This is a genomic window from Caballeronia sp., from assembly GCF_028292365.1.
Lineage (GTDB): Bacteria > Pseudomonadota > Gammaproteobacteria > Burkholderiales > Burkholderiaceae > Caballeronia.
Window position 1 is genome coordinate 1 of sequence record NZ_JAQGMM010000598.1, and the last position, 15574, is coordinate 15574.

The 15574-nt window shown below is 60.2% G+C and carries 14 protein-coding genes; 8 read left to right on the forward strand and 6 right to left on the reverse strand.

Translation table 11 applies throughout. The features are described from left to right. The 3 genes from JWR14_RS35090 to ugpC all read left to right on the forward strand — a co-directional run. The coding region (locus JWR14_RS35090; protein ID WP_299718681.1) for an alpha/beta fold hydrolase at window positions 1-419 on the forward strand (419 nt) is incomplete at its 5' end. A gap of 46 nt (window positions 420-465) precedes the next feature. After that, the gene (locus JWR14_RS35095) at window positions 466-1236 is read left to right on the forward strand and encodes a 3-oxoacyl-ACP reductase family protein (protein ID WP_299718683.1); all 771 of its coding nucleotides are present in this window, start codon (window positions 466-468) and stop codon (window positions 1234-1236) included. 49 nt (window positions 1237-1285) lie between these two features. Continuing rightward, the gene (ugpC, locus tag JWR14_RS35100) at window positions 1286-2377 is read left to right on the forward strand and encodes a sn-glycerol-3-phosphate ABC transporter ATP-binding protein UgpC (protein ID WP_299718685.1); all 1092 of its coding nucleotides are present in this window, start codon (window positions 1286-1288) and stop codon (window positions 2375-2377) included. A gap of 55 nt (window positions 2378-2432) precedes the next feature. Here ugpC and JWR14_RS35105 read toward each other — a convergent pair whose 3' ends face one another. After that, the gene (locus tag JWR14_RS35105; RefSeq protein WP_299718687.1) at window positions 2433-3332 is read right to left on the reverse strand and encodes a LysR family transcriptional regulator; all 900 of its coding nucleotides are present in this window, start codon (window positions 3330-3332) and stop codon (window positions 2433-2435) included. A gap of 255 nt (window positions 3333-3587) precedes the next feature. On the opposite strand from JWR14_RS35105, the gene JWR14_RS35110 reads away from it, so the two are divergent. The 4 genes from JWR14_RS35110 to JWR14_RS35125 all read left to right on the forward strand — a co-directional run bounded on the left by JWR14_RS35110 (window position 3588) and on the right by JWR14_RS35125 (window position 8133). After that, window positions 3588-4721: a porin gene (locus tag JWR14_RS35110; protein WP_299718689.1), complete on the forward strand. Its 1134-nt coding sequence runs from the start codon at window positions 3588-3590 to the stop codon at window positions 4719-4721. Between the two features lie 176 nt (window positions 4722-4897). Next, window positions 4898-6193 (forward strand): MFS transporter, encoded by a 1296-nt coding sequence (locus JWR14_RS35115; RefSeq protein WP_299718691.1) that lies wholly within the window; start codon window positions 4898-4900, stop codon window positions 6191-6193. Window positions 6194-6335: 142 nt separating this feature from the next. After that, complete coding sequence (locus JWR14_RS35120) at window positions 6336-7238, forward strand: polysaccharide deacetylase (protein WP_299718693.1); 903 nt, start codon at window positions 6336-6338, stop codon at window positions 7236-7238. 25 nt (window positions 7239-7263) lie between these two features. Beyond that, on the forward strand, window positions 7264-8133 hold the full coding sequence (locus JWR14_RS35125; RefSeq protein WP_299718695.1) for an amidohydrolase family protein: 870 nt from the start codon (window positions 7264-7266) through the stop codon (window positions 8131-8133). A gap of 240 nt (window positions 8134-8373) precedes the next feature. Here the strand turns inward: JWR14_RS35125 and JWR14_RS35130 are convergent, their stop codons facing one another. The 5 genes from JWR14_RS35130 to JWR14_RS35150 form a co-directional block, all read right to left on the reverse strand. Continuing rightward, window positions 8374-9315 carry a glutamate cyclase domain-containing protein gene (locus JWR14_RS35130; RefSeq protein WP_299718697.1) on the reverse strand — a complete coding sequence of 314 codons (942 nt, stop codon included), beginning with the start codon at window positions 9313-9315 and terminating at the stop codon, window positions 8374-8376. A gap of 76 nt (window positions 9316-9391) precedes the next feature. Then, window positions 9392-10693, reverse strand: coding sequence for an MFS transporter (locus tag JWR14_RS35135; protein WP_299718699.1), 1302 nt, complete (start codon window positions 10691-10693; stop codon window positions 9392-9394). Window positions 10694-10928: 235 nt separating this feature from the next. After that, window positions 10929-12083 carry an alcohol dehydrogenase gene (gene yqhD, locus JWR14_RS35140; RefSeq protein WP_299718702.1) on the reverse strand — a complete coding sequence of 385 codons (1155 nt, stop codon included), beginning with the start codon at window positions 12081-12083 and terminating at the stop codon, window positions 10929-10931. Window positions 12084-12247: 164 nt separating this feature from the next. Beyond that, window positions 12248-13546 (reverse strand): MFS transporter, encoded by a 1299-nt coding sequence (locus JWR14_RS35145; protein WP_299718704.1) that lies wholly within the window; start codon window positions 13544-13546, stop codon window positions 12248-12250. A gap of 134 nt (window positions 13547-13680) precedes the next feature. Continuing rightward, on the reverse strand, window positions 13681-14508 hold the full coding sequence (locus tag JWR14_RS35150; protein WP_299718706.1) for an N-acyl homoserine lactonase family protein: 828 nt from the start codon (window positions 14506-14508) through the stop codon (window positions 13681-13683). 582 nt (window positions 14509-15090) lie between these two features. On the opposite strand from JWR14_RS35150, the gene JWR14_RS35155 reads away from it, so the two are divergent. Beyond that, window positions 15091-15528, forward strand: a complete 438-nt coding sequence (locus tag JWR14_RS35155) for a VOC family protein (RefSeq protein ID WP_299718708.1) — start codon at window positions 15091-15093, stop codon at window positions 15526-15528. Window positions 15529-15574 lie beyond the last annotated feature (46 nt).

Below are 15574 nucleotides of genomic sequence, written 5' to 3' on the forward strand. Positions count from 1 at the left end.
CAACCGCGGACCCCGCAGCGGCGCTCGCGAAAGCCGACGCCATGGAAGCCGCGCCCTGGGATGAAGCCGCGATAACCCCGGTCGTCAACGGCTTCTTTCTTCATCCTCCGTCCGACGCGAAGCTAGCGAGATTTCGCAGCATTGCACTCGGGGCCACGCCCGCCGCTGCTATCGAGGCAGCACGCTCGAATGCCGTGAACGACACGCTCGAGCAGCTCTCGGGCATCCGGGTACCGACGCTGATCGTCCAGGGCCGGCACGATCGCGCGCGCACTCCCGAGCACGGAGAGCTGATGCGTGAGCGTATCCCGGGCGCCGCGCTGGCGGTCATCGAGGACGCCGGTCATACGCCGCAGCTCGAACAAGCGGACGCGTTCCATGAGGCCGCGCTGCCCTTCCTGCTGGCCGGGCATTCATGAACCGGCCAGCGGCCGCATCCAGCATCCAACAATGGAGAAAACTCACATGACTCTGAATGAAATCGCGGGCAAGGCCTGCCTCGTGACCGGCGCCAGCCGCGGCATCGGCGCGGCTGTGGCTCAAGGCCTTGGCGCGCAGGGCGCAAAAGTGATGGTTCACTACCGCAGCGGCAAGGAACAGGCCGAAGCGGTCGCCGCCTATATCGAAGAACACGGCGGCAGCGCCCGCATCGTCCAGGCTGATCTCACCGAGCCGGGCGCCGCCGACCAGCTGATCCAGGAGACTGTTGCGGCCTTCGGGCGGCTCGACATCCTGATCAACAACGCGGGGGACCAGATCTCCCGCGTGAGTCTCCCTGACTTCCCCGACGAGCTCTTCGAGCGTCATATGGCGATCAATGTGCGACCGGTATTCAGCGCATGCCGCGCGGCCGTCCGGCAGTTTCGCAAGCAGAATAGCGGCGGCAACATCATCAACGTCAGCTCGGTGGCGGGGCGGACCGGCGGTGGCGCAGGGTCCGCGGTCTACGCCGGCGCCAAGGGGTTCGTGTCCACGTTCTCACGCTCGATCGCGAAGGAGCATGCGCGCGAGGGCATCAGGGTGAACGTTGTCTCGCCCGGTGTCATCACGACCGACATGCAGGACCGGGTGACGTCGCAGGAACAGCTCAAGGCCACCGCCACGCAGATCCCGATGGGCCGCATCGGCGATCCGGAGGACTGTGTCGGAACATTCCTCTTCCTTTGCTCCGATCAACTCAGCGGCTATGTGACCGGCCAGGTGGTCGAGGTCAACGGCGGTCTGCTGATGCCGTGAGCCCCAGGGCCGCGCGTTCACCACTCACCTATTTCCCGGAGTCATCGCCTTGGCAGACCTCACCATCCAGAATGTTCAAAAGTCATACGGATCCCACGCCGTCATTCACGGCATCAACGTGAATGTCGCTGACGGCGAGTTTGCCGTACTGGTGGGACCGTCGGGATGTGGCAAGTCCACACTGCTGCGCATGATCGCGGGTCTCGAGACCATCACCTCGGGTGAGATCCGCATGTCGGGACGGGTGGTCAATGACCTGTCGCCGAAGGACCGCGATATGGCGATGGTGTTTCAAAACTATGCGCTCTACCCGCACATGACCGTGGGGGAGAACATGGGTTTCTCGCTCACCATCAGCAAGGTGCGGAAGGCCGAAATCGAGCAGCGGGTACGGCGCGCCGCCGAGATCCTCGCGCTGGGTCCGCTTCTTGAGCGCTATCCCCGCCAGCTCTCTGGAGGCCAGCGCCAGCGCGTAGCGATGGGACGCGCGATCGTGCGGGATCCGCAAGTCTTCTTGTTCGACGAACCCCTGTCGAATCTTGACGCCAAGCTGCGTGTCGCCATGCGTACCGAGATAAAGCAGTTGCACCAGCGTCTGCGCACCACCACTATCTATGTCACGCACGATCAGGTCGAAGCAATGACCCTCGCCGACAAGATCGTCGTGATGCGCGACGGTGTAGTCGAGCAAGTAGGCGCGCCGCTCGAAGTCTACGATCAGCCGCGCAACGTGTTCGTCGCGGGCTTCATCGGCTCGCCGGCCATGAACTTCATCGAGGGCGTCCTCGCCGACGGTGAGCAAGGGACGGTGTTCAGTTCCGCGAGCGGCTTCACGGTGCCCTTTGGACGCCGGCTCGCCGTGGAGTGCCCGCGGCCTGTGATCCTTGGGATCCGGCCCGAGCACTTCGCCGCCACGGAGAGCGGCACGCCAACCGAGGTCGTAGTAGTTGAAACCACCGGATCGGCCACCCAAGTCAATGTTCGCCGCGGCAAGGAAGAGCTTGTCTGCGAGTTTCGAGAACGCGTTCTGGCTCGACCCGGAGAGACCTTGTGCATCTCGCCGCTGCCGGAGGAAATCCATCTGTTCGATGCGCAAACCGGACAGCGCGTCATCGAGCGGGAACATTCCTTGGCCGCATGAACCTTCGTTTGCTTCGTGCGCGGGATAGCGCGCCGCAGGGGCTCATCCGGAATCGTTAATCGGGAATCAACAAGCGGCTGCGCGTGAGCACATCTTTCACGAGTTCCACGATGGCGTCCATGCCTCCATGCCGCTCTTCCTGGTAGGCCACGAAAAACGCTTGCTGGGTGATGGGCCGTTCGGTGTTCAGTACATGAACCAGTCCGTTCTCAATGTCAGCGCACATGATCGCGGGAGACAGCACCGCCGCCGCATGTCCCGCCGCCACGAGCCGCAACATTGTAGACAGGGAATTACACGAACTGATGTTTTCCGGCGTACAACGCGCGTTGCGGAACCAGTTCATTACCAGCGAATGGTTCGACGACGGCTGGGAGACCGTGATGATGGGAGCAGACGCAAGAGTGTAAGGCGTGGCGATGGGGTCAGGCACGAGCTGCGGCGACGCAACCCAGTGAAGGTCGGTATGTCCTATAGCCGTCTCCACCACATGCGGAGCGTCGGTGGAATCGTTCAGTATCGCGACGTCAATTTCGCGAGCGCCCAGCTTGCGGCCGAGCGTCACGCCGACATCGATGGTCAGCTCGATTTTCATCTGTGGGTAGCGCGTCTTCATATGCGTGAGCAAGTCCGCCAGACCTGCCTGAGCGATGGACTCGTTCGCGCCAAGCCGCAGCAGCCCTTGCATGGGGTCGGCACGCTTGCCGACCCGTTCGAGATTGTCGGCGAGCTTGAGCATTTTCTCCGCGTCGGCGAGTGCGTCGCGGCCCGCCAACGTGAGCTCGGAGCGACCCCGGCCGCGCTCGAAGAGCCGCACGCCAAGGTGTTCCTCGAACTCCTGGATGCGCGCTGAGATGGTGGGCTGAGTGAGATGCTGGTGACGTGCAGCCGCGTGAAATCCGCCCAGTCGCGCAACCCAGTAAAAGGTTTCGATTTGCTGCAAGGAAATGCGCATGATCGTAGTTCTCTATCAGTTAGCTTCACTAACTTTGATTATCTCCCGTCAAATTTGACTTTGTATAGTTGATTCGCGGAATTGGTTACGTTTGTACTGATGTCGACATGGTTCGACTCAAGATCGGTTTGCTGCAAGACAGCCCGTAGAGTCGATCGCCTCACCCAATCACCCTCCGATCTCGAGACCGCAAATCGAGCTGCATGAGCAGTTGCAAGATCGGTATATGAATCGCGTAGTTAATTTGGAGTACAGATGATACAAAAATCACTGATCGCTGTTGCGCTCTCCAGCATGTTCGCGGTGCCAGCATTCGCGCAAAGCAGCGTCACGCTGTACGGCCTGATCGACGAAGGCCTGACCTACGCCAGCAACTCCGCCGGCCACAGCCAGTGGGCCATGCAAAGCGGCGTGGAAGGCGGCAGCCGATGGGGCCTGAAGGGAAGCGAGGATCTTGGCGGGGGAACGAGGGCGATCTTCCAGTTGGAAAACGGCTACAACCTCTCTACCGGCGGGCTTGGACAGGGTGGACTCGAATTCGGACGCCAGGCCTGGGTGGGCCTGGCGAATCAGCGGTGGGGAACGCTGACCGTCGGCCGCCAATACGACCCGGTGGTCGACATGGTCGCGTCGACCACGTCCAACGGCCAGTGGGGTGGACTGTTCTCGCATCCGAGCGATATCGATAACACCGACAATGCCTTTCGCGTGAACAACTCCGTCAAGTACGTCACGCCGACCTGGAACGGCGTCACCGCCGAGGCAATGTATGCATTCGGCGGCGTGGCGGGCAACTTCCGTCAAAACAGCACGATCGCTGGCGGCGCGAACTATCGCAATGGTCCGCTGTACCTGGGCGCTGCATATTTCTACGCGACCAACCCCGCACAACAATTCGCCGACGGCGGTTTCAAGCCCAATGCAACGCCGGGTATTTCGAACGGCGAAGGCGCGTTCGGCTACGTGGGCAATCCGGCCAATATGCGGAACATCGGCGTGGGTGGCGCGTACACGATCGGCCAGGCACGCGTAAGCCTTGCCTATACGAATACGAAGTTCGATGACGCAAGCGGCGTAAAGGGCAATACCGTGACCTTCGACAACTATGAAATCTGGGGGCAATATCAGGTGACGCCGGCGACGACGCTGGGCGCCGGCTACACCTTCACGGAAGCCAAGGTGGACTACAACGGCGCGAAGCCGAAGTACAACCAGGTCAACCTGCTGGCCGACTACGCCCTCTCCAAACGCACGGATGTCTACTTCAATGGGGCATATCAAAAGGCCTCGGGCGGGGCAAACGCCGACATTTACCAGGGATTCCCGGCAGTGGAATCAAGTACGACCACGCAATGGGTCGCGCGCGCGGGTCTGCGCGTGAAGTTCTAACCTGCAAGCGAGTGGTGCGCCGCATGTGCCGTGCGCGCCGTTCCTGCCACGCCGGTTCAACGTGCTGTATCAGCAACTGGCGCAAGACTTGAACACCGGCGGCCAGTCTCGTCGTTTTATATTCGTGCCGCTCGTTCCCGCCAAGCGGCCGCCATGACTGAAAATAGGAAAAGGACATGAACACAAGAACGGCTACGCTGGCCCCCACCCGGAAGTCATCGGTTCGATGGAGGATCTTCTGGTTCCTGCTAATGCTGATAACGGTCAACTATGTGGACCGGGCTTCACTCTCCGTTGCGATGCCGCTGATCGCCAAAGAGTTCACGCTGTCGCCGGTCATGCAAGGGCTCATCCTGAGTTCGTTCTTCTGGTCGTACACGCTCATGCAAATTCCTTCCGGCATGCTGGTCGACCGCTTCAAGCCCCGCCTCGTGATCACGGTCGCCACGCTGATCTGGGGAGCGTTCCAGGCCGGCGCGGGATTCTGCACCAATGCCCTGTCCCTGCTGCTCATGCGGTTGGGTCTCGGGTTTTCCGAAGCCGCGATCGCGCCCGCCGGCGGCAAGCTCAACGCACTATGGCTTACGCGCAACGAACGCACGCGTGGCGCTTCGCTGATGGACGGCGGCGCGCCGCTTGGGGCGGCCGTGGGTTCCATCCTGATCTCCGCGTTGATCACGTCGTTCGGTTCGTGGCGCATCGCATTCGTGGTGGCCGGCGCAGCCACGGCACTGGTTGGTGCCCTCGCGTGGGCTTACATACGCAATCATCCGCGCGAGCACCCCGCCGTCAACGAAGCCGAAGCCATGTTTATCGAGAGTTCGCACGACGAGGAACTGAGGCGCGAGCCGGCCGACGCCTCCGGGAGGGCGCTCGACTTCCTGAAGTACCGCTCGTTCCTGTTCATGTTTTTTGGCTTCATGTGCTGCAATACGCTCTTCAACGGCCTGCTCACATGGATGCCAAGCTATCTGATGAAAGAACACGGCCTCGATATCCGCCAGATGGGTGGATCGAGCTTCATCATCTACTTCTCCGGCTTCGTCGGTGAACTCGTCGGCGCGTGGATCGCGGACAAATGGCTGGCCTCGGGCGGCAGACCGAATACCGTGTTGCGCACGATCTTCGGAATCGCTGCAGTCATTGCCACGGTGGCGGTGTTTTCAGCGGCTTATTTGTCGAGCACCACGCTTGTCGTCGTGCTTCTGTCGTGCACTGTGTTTTTCTTGCGCTGGGGCAACCTCTACTGGTGCATTCCCCCGCTGCTCGGCACGCGCGCCAAGGTGGGCACGCTCGGCGGATTCCTGAACCTGGGGGCTGCGATCGGCGGCATCGGCGCGCCCATCCTGGTTGGAGCCATCGTGCAGGCGACAGGCTCGTACTTCCTCGCCATGATGTTTTTCGCCGCGACCGGTGTGGGATTGTTGCTCTGCTCGCTCGGCATCGACTACGAAAAGAAGCTTCCGGTATGACGTTTGCCGCGCCCGGGACTTTTCATGGTCGCGTGGCGGGTCGCGTCCGGAATGCAGACATGCGTGTCTCTTCGTGCGGCTGACCAGATCAGCCTGAATACTTCCCTTTAACAGCAGCACAACCGTCAGACAGGACGCTTCGATGGACACAAAAGACTCGCATGACCAACCCTGGCAATGGCCCGACCACCATTGGCGAAAATTGGTCGACCAGGTTCGCGCCGGAAGAGCGCTTCGGCCCACGGCCTGGCCGGACGAGGCCCAATGCGCGGTCGCGCTCTCGTTCGATTGCGATCATGAAACGAGTGAATTGCGCGAGGGCGGACATTCTATTGGCAGGCTCAGCTGGGGACAGTACGGCAGCCGTGCGGGAATGCCGCGCATTCTCGACGTGCTGCGCAAGCATACCGTGCCCGCCTCCTTCTTCGTGCCGGCGGTAACCGCGCTGCTTCATCCGGAGGAGGCGCAGCTCATTGTCGGCGAAGGCCATGAAGTGGGCCTGCACGGCTGGATCCATGAACTGAATTCCGTCCTCCCGCATGAGGCTGAACGCGATCTGCTGCTGCGCTCGGCGGATACGCTCGAGTCGATCACGGGACAGCGCCCGGTCGGCATGCGCACACCATCGTGGGATTTCAGCCCGAACACTCTCTCTATCGCGCGAGAGATGGGACTGCGCTACGATTCGTCACTGATGGCGGACGTCGACTGCTATGAGTTGCTCGAGGCCGGCGTGCCGAGCGGACTGGTGGAATTGCCGGTCGAGTGGATCCGTGACGACGGCGCCTATCTGATCATGAACCGCTTCGAAGCGGTACGGCCGTACACGTCGCCCGCCGACGTGTACGATATTTTTCGCCGCGAATTCGACGCAGCCTACAGGGAACGTGGAATTTTCCAGCTGACGATGCATCCGCATGTGACCGGCTACCGCTCGCGCATCTGGATTCTTGAAGAAATCATCCGGCACGCGCAGTCGCATCCGAAGGTTTGGTTCGCGACACACCGGGACGTCGCACAGTGGGCGCTTGAACACGCGCAATAGACCGGATTGAGAAGAGAGCTATTTGATGCAAGAGAAGCAGGATGACCCCGGCGAACGCCCTTCCCCCCTGCAAACCGCAGGAACCCGCTACGGCGGGAAACTCACAGACAGCCACCACCACATCTACGACTCGCGCTACCCGATCGATCCGGCCGCGCAATTGCGACCCGCCGACGCAACGGTCGCTGATTATCGCGCGCTGCGGCAAAAGCTGGGTATCGGGCGGCACGTCGTGGTGCAGCCATCCAGCTACGGAACCGACAACCGCTGCCTGCTAGACGCGCTGTCGCAGTTCGGGGCTGATGCACGAGGCATCGCAGCCGTCGCCGACACCGTGACCGATAGCGAGCTGCGAAATCTTCACGATGCGGGCGTGCGAGGACTGCGCTTCAATCTCGAGTTCCTGGTCGGTCTGACCGTAGCGATGATCGAACCGCTGTCGAAGCGAATCGACCCGCTTGGCTGGCATATCCAGGTCAACGCCAGCGCCGCGCAAATACTGGAACACCGGCAGTTGCTCGCGAGCCTGTCATCGCCGCTCGTGATCGACCATATGGGGCAGATGCCGCAACCGGCCGGCGTCGCGCATCCCGCGTTCGGGGTGGTCGAAGAACTGGTGGCGCGCGGCCGGACCTGGGTCAAGCTGAGCGGACCCTATCTGGTGTCGAGAACCGGAGCGCCCGATTATGCCGACGCGGGCGTGGTCGCGCGAAGCCTGGTGCAGCTTGCGCCGGATCGGATGATCTGGGGATCGGACTGGCCTCACCCGACGCAAAGCGCCGACAACAAGCCGGACGCCGCCCGCCTGCTGGATGACCTGACGTTATGGATACCTGATGATTCGGCAAGGCATCGGATCCTGGTTGAGAATCCGGCAAGCCTGTACGGTTTCTAGGCTTCATTCCTGCGGTGGGCCGAGCTAGGCGACCACGCCGATCTCGACCAGCCCACCATGCAGCCCCGCTTCAACGGTCATTCGCGCCGGCGGCAGGCAGCACCCGATCCTGCTCTCTTCGATCATGCTCACCTGGACACGAAGAAACAGGGTGTATGAAAATCTTCGGGCAGGCTGGCGGCTCACGAAGGAGCGCGGTTCGAACGCCAGAGCGTCAGCAGATGAACCGCGCTGCCGCGTTCACGAGCCCTGCAGATCCGCAAGGTATCCGTCAACATGCGCCCTGAGTCTCCCCAGTACCTGCGCATGCTGTTCCCAAGAAAGCCGGTCGACGCTCATCTTGGGTGTGGCGGGACGGTCGATGCGGCTATCGTCAACGGCCTGCCCCACCTCGACGGCGGCAGTAAGATAGGCCCTATCACGGTCGGGCGTGAAGTCAGCAAGAAGCTTTGCCGCCGCGTCCTTCGGAGCAACCATCGCCATGGCGGAAACCAGTCCCCAGCCGCCCCAGTTCGAAACACTCGAGACAATCAGGTAATCCGCGGAAACAGCCGCGCTGATGAGGTGACCGTTAGGAATGTCTTCACGGACAATCTCATCGGGCAGCACGCCCATGCCAATCTCGTTGCCGCCGTCGCCGATACCGATCGTCACCCAGGGGCGCTGCCAGTCGGGGTCGTCGAACAGCAGGTGCAACGGCGCCGTATCGTCGGACATGTCCGCGCCGTATTCGCGATGCGGCTTGCCATCGCTTGCCGGCGACACACGCTCGATAGCGATCAGATGCGTGAGGGGCCGCTCGCCGGCGCTCAGGCGGCTGCGCAACGCCCTGACCGACGCCGCGCTCAGCGAGGTGATCTCGAGCGCAACGCCCTCCGGCAGTTCCGTGGTGACCGCCCAGACCGCCTTGCTGCATGGCGCGTCCGAAATGACTGTCACGGGTATGCCGAGGTTTGCCAGCGCGGCGGCCATATGCGCCATGCCGCCAAGGCCATCCGTCTCTGGCGAGGGTGGCACCGCGTTGCGGATGAAAAAGCCTGTCACGATGCCCACGTGCGCATTCGGCGTGCTCAAGATCGACCGTGCGGCCGCCTCCAGCTGACCTTCGACGAACCGCTTCATGCGACCGATATCGCGCCGCACGGTCTCGCCGATAATATCTTCGACCTTTGCTATTCCCATGTTGCTAATTCCATATTGCCATTCCCATTTATTTCATCTCGGTAGCTGCCTGGATCATGCGAGGCACGAGGACCGTTCAGACCGGAATCTTCGTTTCATAGTCGATTCCAACTGAACAAAGCAGGAGCCCGACGCCCATTGCAGCGAAACACATCAACGCGAGAAAGTAAGAACCTGTGTACTGCACAATTGCGCCGATCGCGATCGGAATCACCATGCCGCCGATGTTCCCGCCGAAGTTGAGCAGGCCGCCGAGTACGCCCACCTTGTGACGCGTCGCGAGCATCGCGGGGATCGACCAGTAAAGGCCGCCCCATCGCAGGAAGAAGAGCGTGATGGACAACAGGATCACGACGGTCGTCGGGCTCTTCGCATGCGCCACGGAAAACACCGCAATCGTGGCAACCGCGCCGGCAACGCCGAAGATCGTGCGCATCACGAGATTCGGCGCGGCGCCGCTCGCGAGCCACTTGTCAGCGACATACCCGCCCACCAGTTCGCCAATGAAGCCGCAGAAGAAAATGACAAAGCTGGCGCCGCCCATTTGCTGAATGTCGAAACCCTGCACCTTGTGCAGATAGGTGGGCATCCATGTCAGCAAGCCATAGTAAAGCGTCGTACAGCACATGAAACCGACAAACATCAGCAGTACCGAACGATACTTGAAGAAGTCGATTGTCTTCCCCGAGAGTTCCTTCGCTTCCTTCTCGTATTCGTGCTGCCGGGCTTGTTCGATATGTTCGGCTTCAGCTTCATTGACGCCCGCGTGTTCACGGGGCTGGTTCTTGATATAAAGCCAGGTGCCTATGCCGCAGAGGATAGTGCCAACGCCGGCTATGGCAAACGCCGCCCGCCAGGAATGGGCGACCACGATCAGCCAGGCGATCAGCAGTGATCCGAGCGCCGCGCCGAGAGGCGAACCGCCATCCATCAGCGATGCGCCACGCACCCGCTCATGCTGCGTGAGCCACATCGCATTGAGCGCGCCGCCCGCCGAAGCCACGGGTGCTTCCGCCACCCCGAGTCCAAGCCGCGTAACCAGTAGCGACACCGCATTGGTCGTCAGCGCACCGAGGCCCTGGAACGCGCCCCACAGCAAGGTGCAGAGTGCGAGCACCAGCCGCGGCTTGAAGCGGTCCACAGCCATGCCGCCTGGAATCTGCATCAGCGTGTATGACCAGAAGAACGAACTCATGATGAGGCCCTGCATGACCGGCGTGAGCGTGAACTCGCTAGCGATCATTGGCATGGCAACCGACAGGGACGCGCGATCGATGTAGTTGACCGTGACCAGCAACAACAGCATCAGGAAAATCTTCCAGCGAACCGAGGTTTTCGCCTGGGCGTGTTCTGTGACGATTGCGCTTGCCCTGCTCATGCCGTTCTCCCCATCCGCTGGTTGAATGCCGGGTTCGTACCCGAAACGTGTTTGCGCTGATCAAGCACAGGCATGAACCCGGCATTCGCACACGGCGGACACCCGTTCCAGGCTGATCGAAATCGAGTATATCGACGCAAAATTGATCGAAGATAATCGAAAGTGACCGGGTCGATCGATAGAAATTGCTGATCACCCAACCGCCCGGCATCAGGGGAGAAACTGCGAAACTACGTTAAACGGCCATCTGATAAATCTTGCGAGCCACCTCAGGCGTCACGCTGCCGTGTTCACCCAAGGCCGTCATGCCGTGCTCTTCAAGCTTCGCGACGAGACTGCCAATTGAAGCGCCACCGATCTCGTAGTCGCGTAAGCGGGTGCCGACTGTCAGCCGCTCGAAGAACACGCGGGTCGCCGTGATCGCCTTGTTAATGCGATTGTCTTCGCTGCCGCCCGTAATGTTCCAGACACGCTCCGCGTATTGCAGCAACTTTGCGCGCTTTTCCTCACGACGTACGTTGAGCATCGCCGGTAGGACGATGGCGAGCGTCTGCGCATGATCGAGTCCGTGCATTGCCGTGATTTCGTGGCCCAGCATATGCGTCGCCCAGTCCTGGGGCACGCCGGCGCCGATCAACCCGTTAAGCGCCATGGTGGCCGTCCACATGAGATTGGCGCGAACCTCGTAGTTGTCCGGCTCGGCAAGCGCTTGCGGGCCCACCTCGGTCAGGGTGATCAGGAGTCCTTCCGCGAAACGGTCCTGCACGTTTGCGCCAACCGGATAGGTCAGGTATTGCTCGACAATATGCACGAACGCGTCCACCACGCCGTTGGCTATCTGCCGTGGCGGCAACGAATACGTCGTGGTGGGATCGAGCACCGAGAAGCGCGGGTACGTGGCTTCGCTGCTGAACGGAAGCTTGTCGCCTCGGGCACGGTGGCTGATGACACCGCCGCTGTTCATTTCCGAACCGGTAGCAGGCAGCGTCAACACGCTTCCAAACGGCATGGCGTCATGCACCTCGGCCTGCTTTTCCAGAATGTCCCAGGGTTCGCCGTCGAACTTCAGGGCAGCTGCAATGAACTTCGTACCGTCGATGACCGAGCCTCCGCCCACCGCGAGCAGAAAGTCGATGTCCTTCTCGCGCGCCATCGCAACCGCTTGCATCAGGGTTTCGTAAGTCGGATTTGGTTCGATGCCGCTGAACACGAACCATGCGCGCTCTCCCAGTGCCGCCTGCACTTGGGCGAGCACGCCATTGCTCTTGATACTGCCGCCACCGGAAGTAATCAGTACGCGCGCGTCGTGCGGAATTTCTGAATTTAACGCAGCAATCTGGCCTTCGCCGAAAATGATCTTGGTAGGATTGTGGAAGGTAAAGTTTTGCATATGCCCACTTGTTGGATGCGTGCTGGGTCAGCCGCTCGTTGTCGATGATCTCGTGTCACCAACAGTTATTCAACGGGGCAGCTTGAATAGATTCAGCAGCATTGGAGATCAATCGCCTGCCACGTCACCGGCCACGCACCTGCCACGAATGCGCTGCGCCACACTCAATCAACGATCTGCCTCAGATCAAGATGCGAAGTGACGGCGGGCGTTCGGGGCCTGCCGGCTTCCTTGATCAGCAACACCAAAATACATGTACCGATCAAGCTCCCTCCCATGACCAGCAAACCTGCGGAAAATGATTGCGTGACCGCGCGGACATAGCCAACGAGATACGGTCCGGCAAATGCGCCTATCACGCCCACCGCGTTGATCGTCCCGCTCACTGACCCGGTCACGCTGCTGGGCAGGATCTCTGTCGCGATCGACCAAAGCACAGGTTGCGAGCCATACAACATCGCGCCCGCGATCACCAGCAGCCCCATGTTGACGACGAACGTGTTGCTGCCGTAGCTCAACCCTCCCACGACCAGCGCGGCGCCCGAGACAGCGAGCGGAAGCGCGGAGAAAAGGCGGCGGTCAAGCGTACGGTCGGACCAGTAGGTCAGGATCTGCATGACGACAATTGCGCATGCATAGGGAATCGCGCTGAGCCAGCCGACTTCCGTTTGCGTCAAACCGGGCTGCTGATGGATCACGCTCGGCAACCAGATGACGAAGCCAAGGAAGCCGACGTTCCACAAGAGGATTGACGCAGTGAACAGCAGCACGGGCAAGCGTGTCATTTGCGATCCGAACGAGGCCGGCACGCCCGGCGCCTCCCTTTCAGCGCGCAACGTGTTTTCGTTCTCGATCTTGTCGATGATGCGCGCGCGGTCAGCCTCGCTCAGCCACTTCGCATGCAGCGGGGAATCAGCCACGCCCCACAGCCAGACAAACACCCAGACCAGCGGGAAAATTCCTTCGATAATAAACAACGAACGCCAGTCGCCTGAACGCAGGATATAGCCGGCGATAGGACCACTAATCACTGCAGCCAGTGGATAGCACAGTTGCCAGATACCATTGGCGCGAGCTCGCTCAGACGGCGCAAACCAGTTCTTGACGAACAACAGGAACGTTGGGAACACGCCACCTTCGAACAGCCCGATCGCGAAACGTACGATCACTAACTGGGTTGCTGAATGGACGAAGCCCTGCGAGATTTCGGTCAAGCCCCAAAGCACCATGAGAAGCGCAACCAGGATCCGCCCATGCCCTTTATCTGCCAGCCAGCCGGATACGGTCTGGGACACGCCATAGCCGAAAAACAGCACCCCCGATGCGAATCCCAGCACCGATGAGGTGATGCTCAACTCCTTGCCCATCAACGGTATGGCGAAGCCGATGTTAGTGCGGTCCATGAACGCAATGATGAACGTGACCATCATCACAGGCAGTAAGCGAAACCAACGCTGATTCATGTTTTGTCTCCTGGATTTTTTTGTCGTGTGTGTGCTTGGGCGCAACAGCCTCGCCGCAGAGGTTTACCGCTGGGTGCTGCTCGATTGTCATGCGCCAGGCACCACGCTTATATCGATGCCTGTTGCAAGACGCGCTAGAGACAACGGCACGAAGGGTATTGTTTGAAATCGAACACGCGCGGCTCGTGCGCCGGCAATATCGTGGCGTTAAGCGCCGCCAGGCGTTTGAAGCTTGCAGCGTAAGCGCGCAAGTCCGTGTGATTCCCGTTGGGTATCGCCTGACTTTCTGTTCCGGGCCAATTTTCGTATAGAGGCACCAGATCCCCCGCAATCAGGAACTCGCCCTCTGCGGTATTCACCAGCACCCCTTGTGATCCGGCGGTGTGACCAGGCAGCAGCAACGCGCGCACTCCGGGCACGATCTCCACGTCGCCTTCGAGCACTTCCATGCGGTCCAGAATTTCGACCCATGAAGGAATCTTGCCGCGCTGGTTGGTTTCGTAAATGGGCCGTTGAAAAGGCACTGGCCATACGGCTTCTTTAAGCTCCGCCTCTTGCACGTAAAAACGCGCGTTCGTCAGCAGCGGCGCCCCACCGACATGGTCGTTATGCAGATGCGTGAGGATGACGTGCGTCAAGTCGGAGGGGTTAATGTCCAGGCGGGCCAGCTCGTCGCGCAGGAGATCCTCCTGGTTCACATCGTCGTCGCTGTAAAAACGCGCAGCGTGACGTCTTGTGCCCGGCCCTGTGTCTACAAGCAGCGTGTGATTTTGACTGCGCAACAGCCACGCAATACACGGAGCATTGATACGCCCGCCGCCACAATCCGTGCGGTACAAGAAGCCTGAGCGTTCGTGGTTGCGAATGGTGCCGCAGTTGAGCGGATGGATGGTGAAAGCGTTGGCGGGATCGCTTGTGTGTTCGCTTGTGTTGTCATTCGCGAGCTTCGAACGTTCGTCCATGGGCGTCTCTTTGAGTGCGCGCTGTAACCGGCGCCTTATGACTTCGTTGTCACGAACCGCTTTGCTGGCCAACTGGTTGCGAGCGCAAAACTACCCGAGTCATTCCGCTCATCTGGTAAGCGCTTACTCAGAATGTAGATAGACCAAATCCACTTGTCAACAGGCAATGTCTCAAGAGAAGCTGAGTTATTCACGAATTTATCTATAATAAACAATGGCTTATGCTATTTTCAGGGTGCCCGTTAAACTCTAATATTTTGTCCGTGCGCGCGCGAAGTAGACGAATGGGCATTTTTAGTAAGCGATTACAGTCTGAGTTTGCGAACTACCGCGATTCCTCTAGCCTGGTCGAGCAGCTGGATCGGCGCTGACGGCCGACTAGTTCATTCCAAGATGGTCAACTGCAGCCACAAACGTACCGCCCGGGCGATCGCCTTCAAGCTCTTTATTCCCGATCTCCACGCCCCACCATTCATCGATAAAATTTGTACTCAGACCCAAAAACTTTCGTTTTTTAATCACCATTATCAATCGTAAAATGGTGCGTCCCTCAAGCCAAAAGCCGCATTTTCAGGAGCTACCATGAGTCATCCCGCCAGCACAGCCATGCCCCCGTTCCATCTCGCATTTCCCGTTCATAGTCTTGAAGCTGCCCGCGGCTTCTACGGCGACCTGCTCGGTTGTCCCGAAGGCCGGAGTTCGCCGGACTGGGTGGACTTCAACTTCTATGGCCACCAGATAGTGGCGCATTTGTCGCCGGATGAAGCGGGACATCGGAACACGAGCGCAGTGGATGGCGACAACGTTCCGGTTCGCCATTTCGGCGCGGTGCTCTCCATGGAACAGTGGGAAGCGGCAGCGGAAAAGCTGCGCGGCGCCGGCACGAAATTCGTCATCGAGCCGCATATTCGCTTTAAAGGCGAAGTGGGCGAACAGGCGACCATGTTCTTCCTCGATCCGTCGGGCAATGCCGTGGAGTTCAAGGCATTCGCCAACATGGCGTCGCTGTTCGCCAAATAAACGCGAGTGAAACGCGGCTTCGGCTTAGCGCTTTTAACCCTTGGCC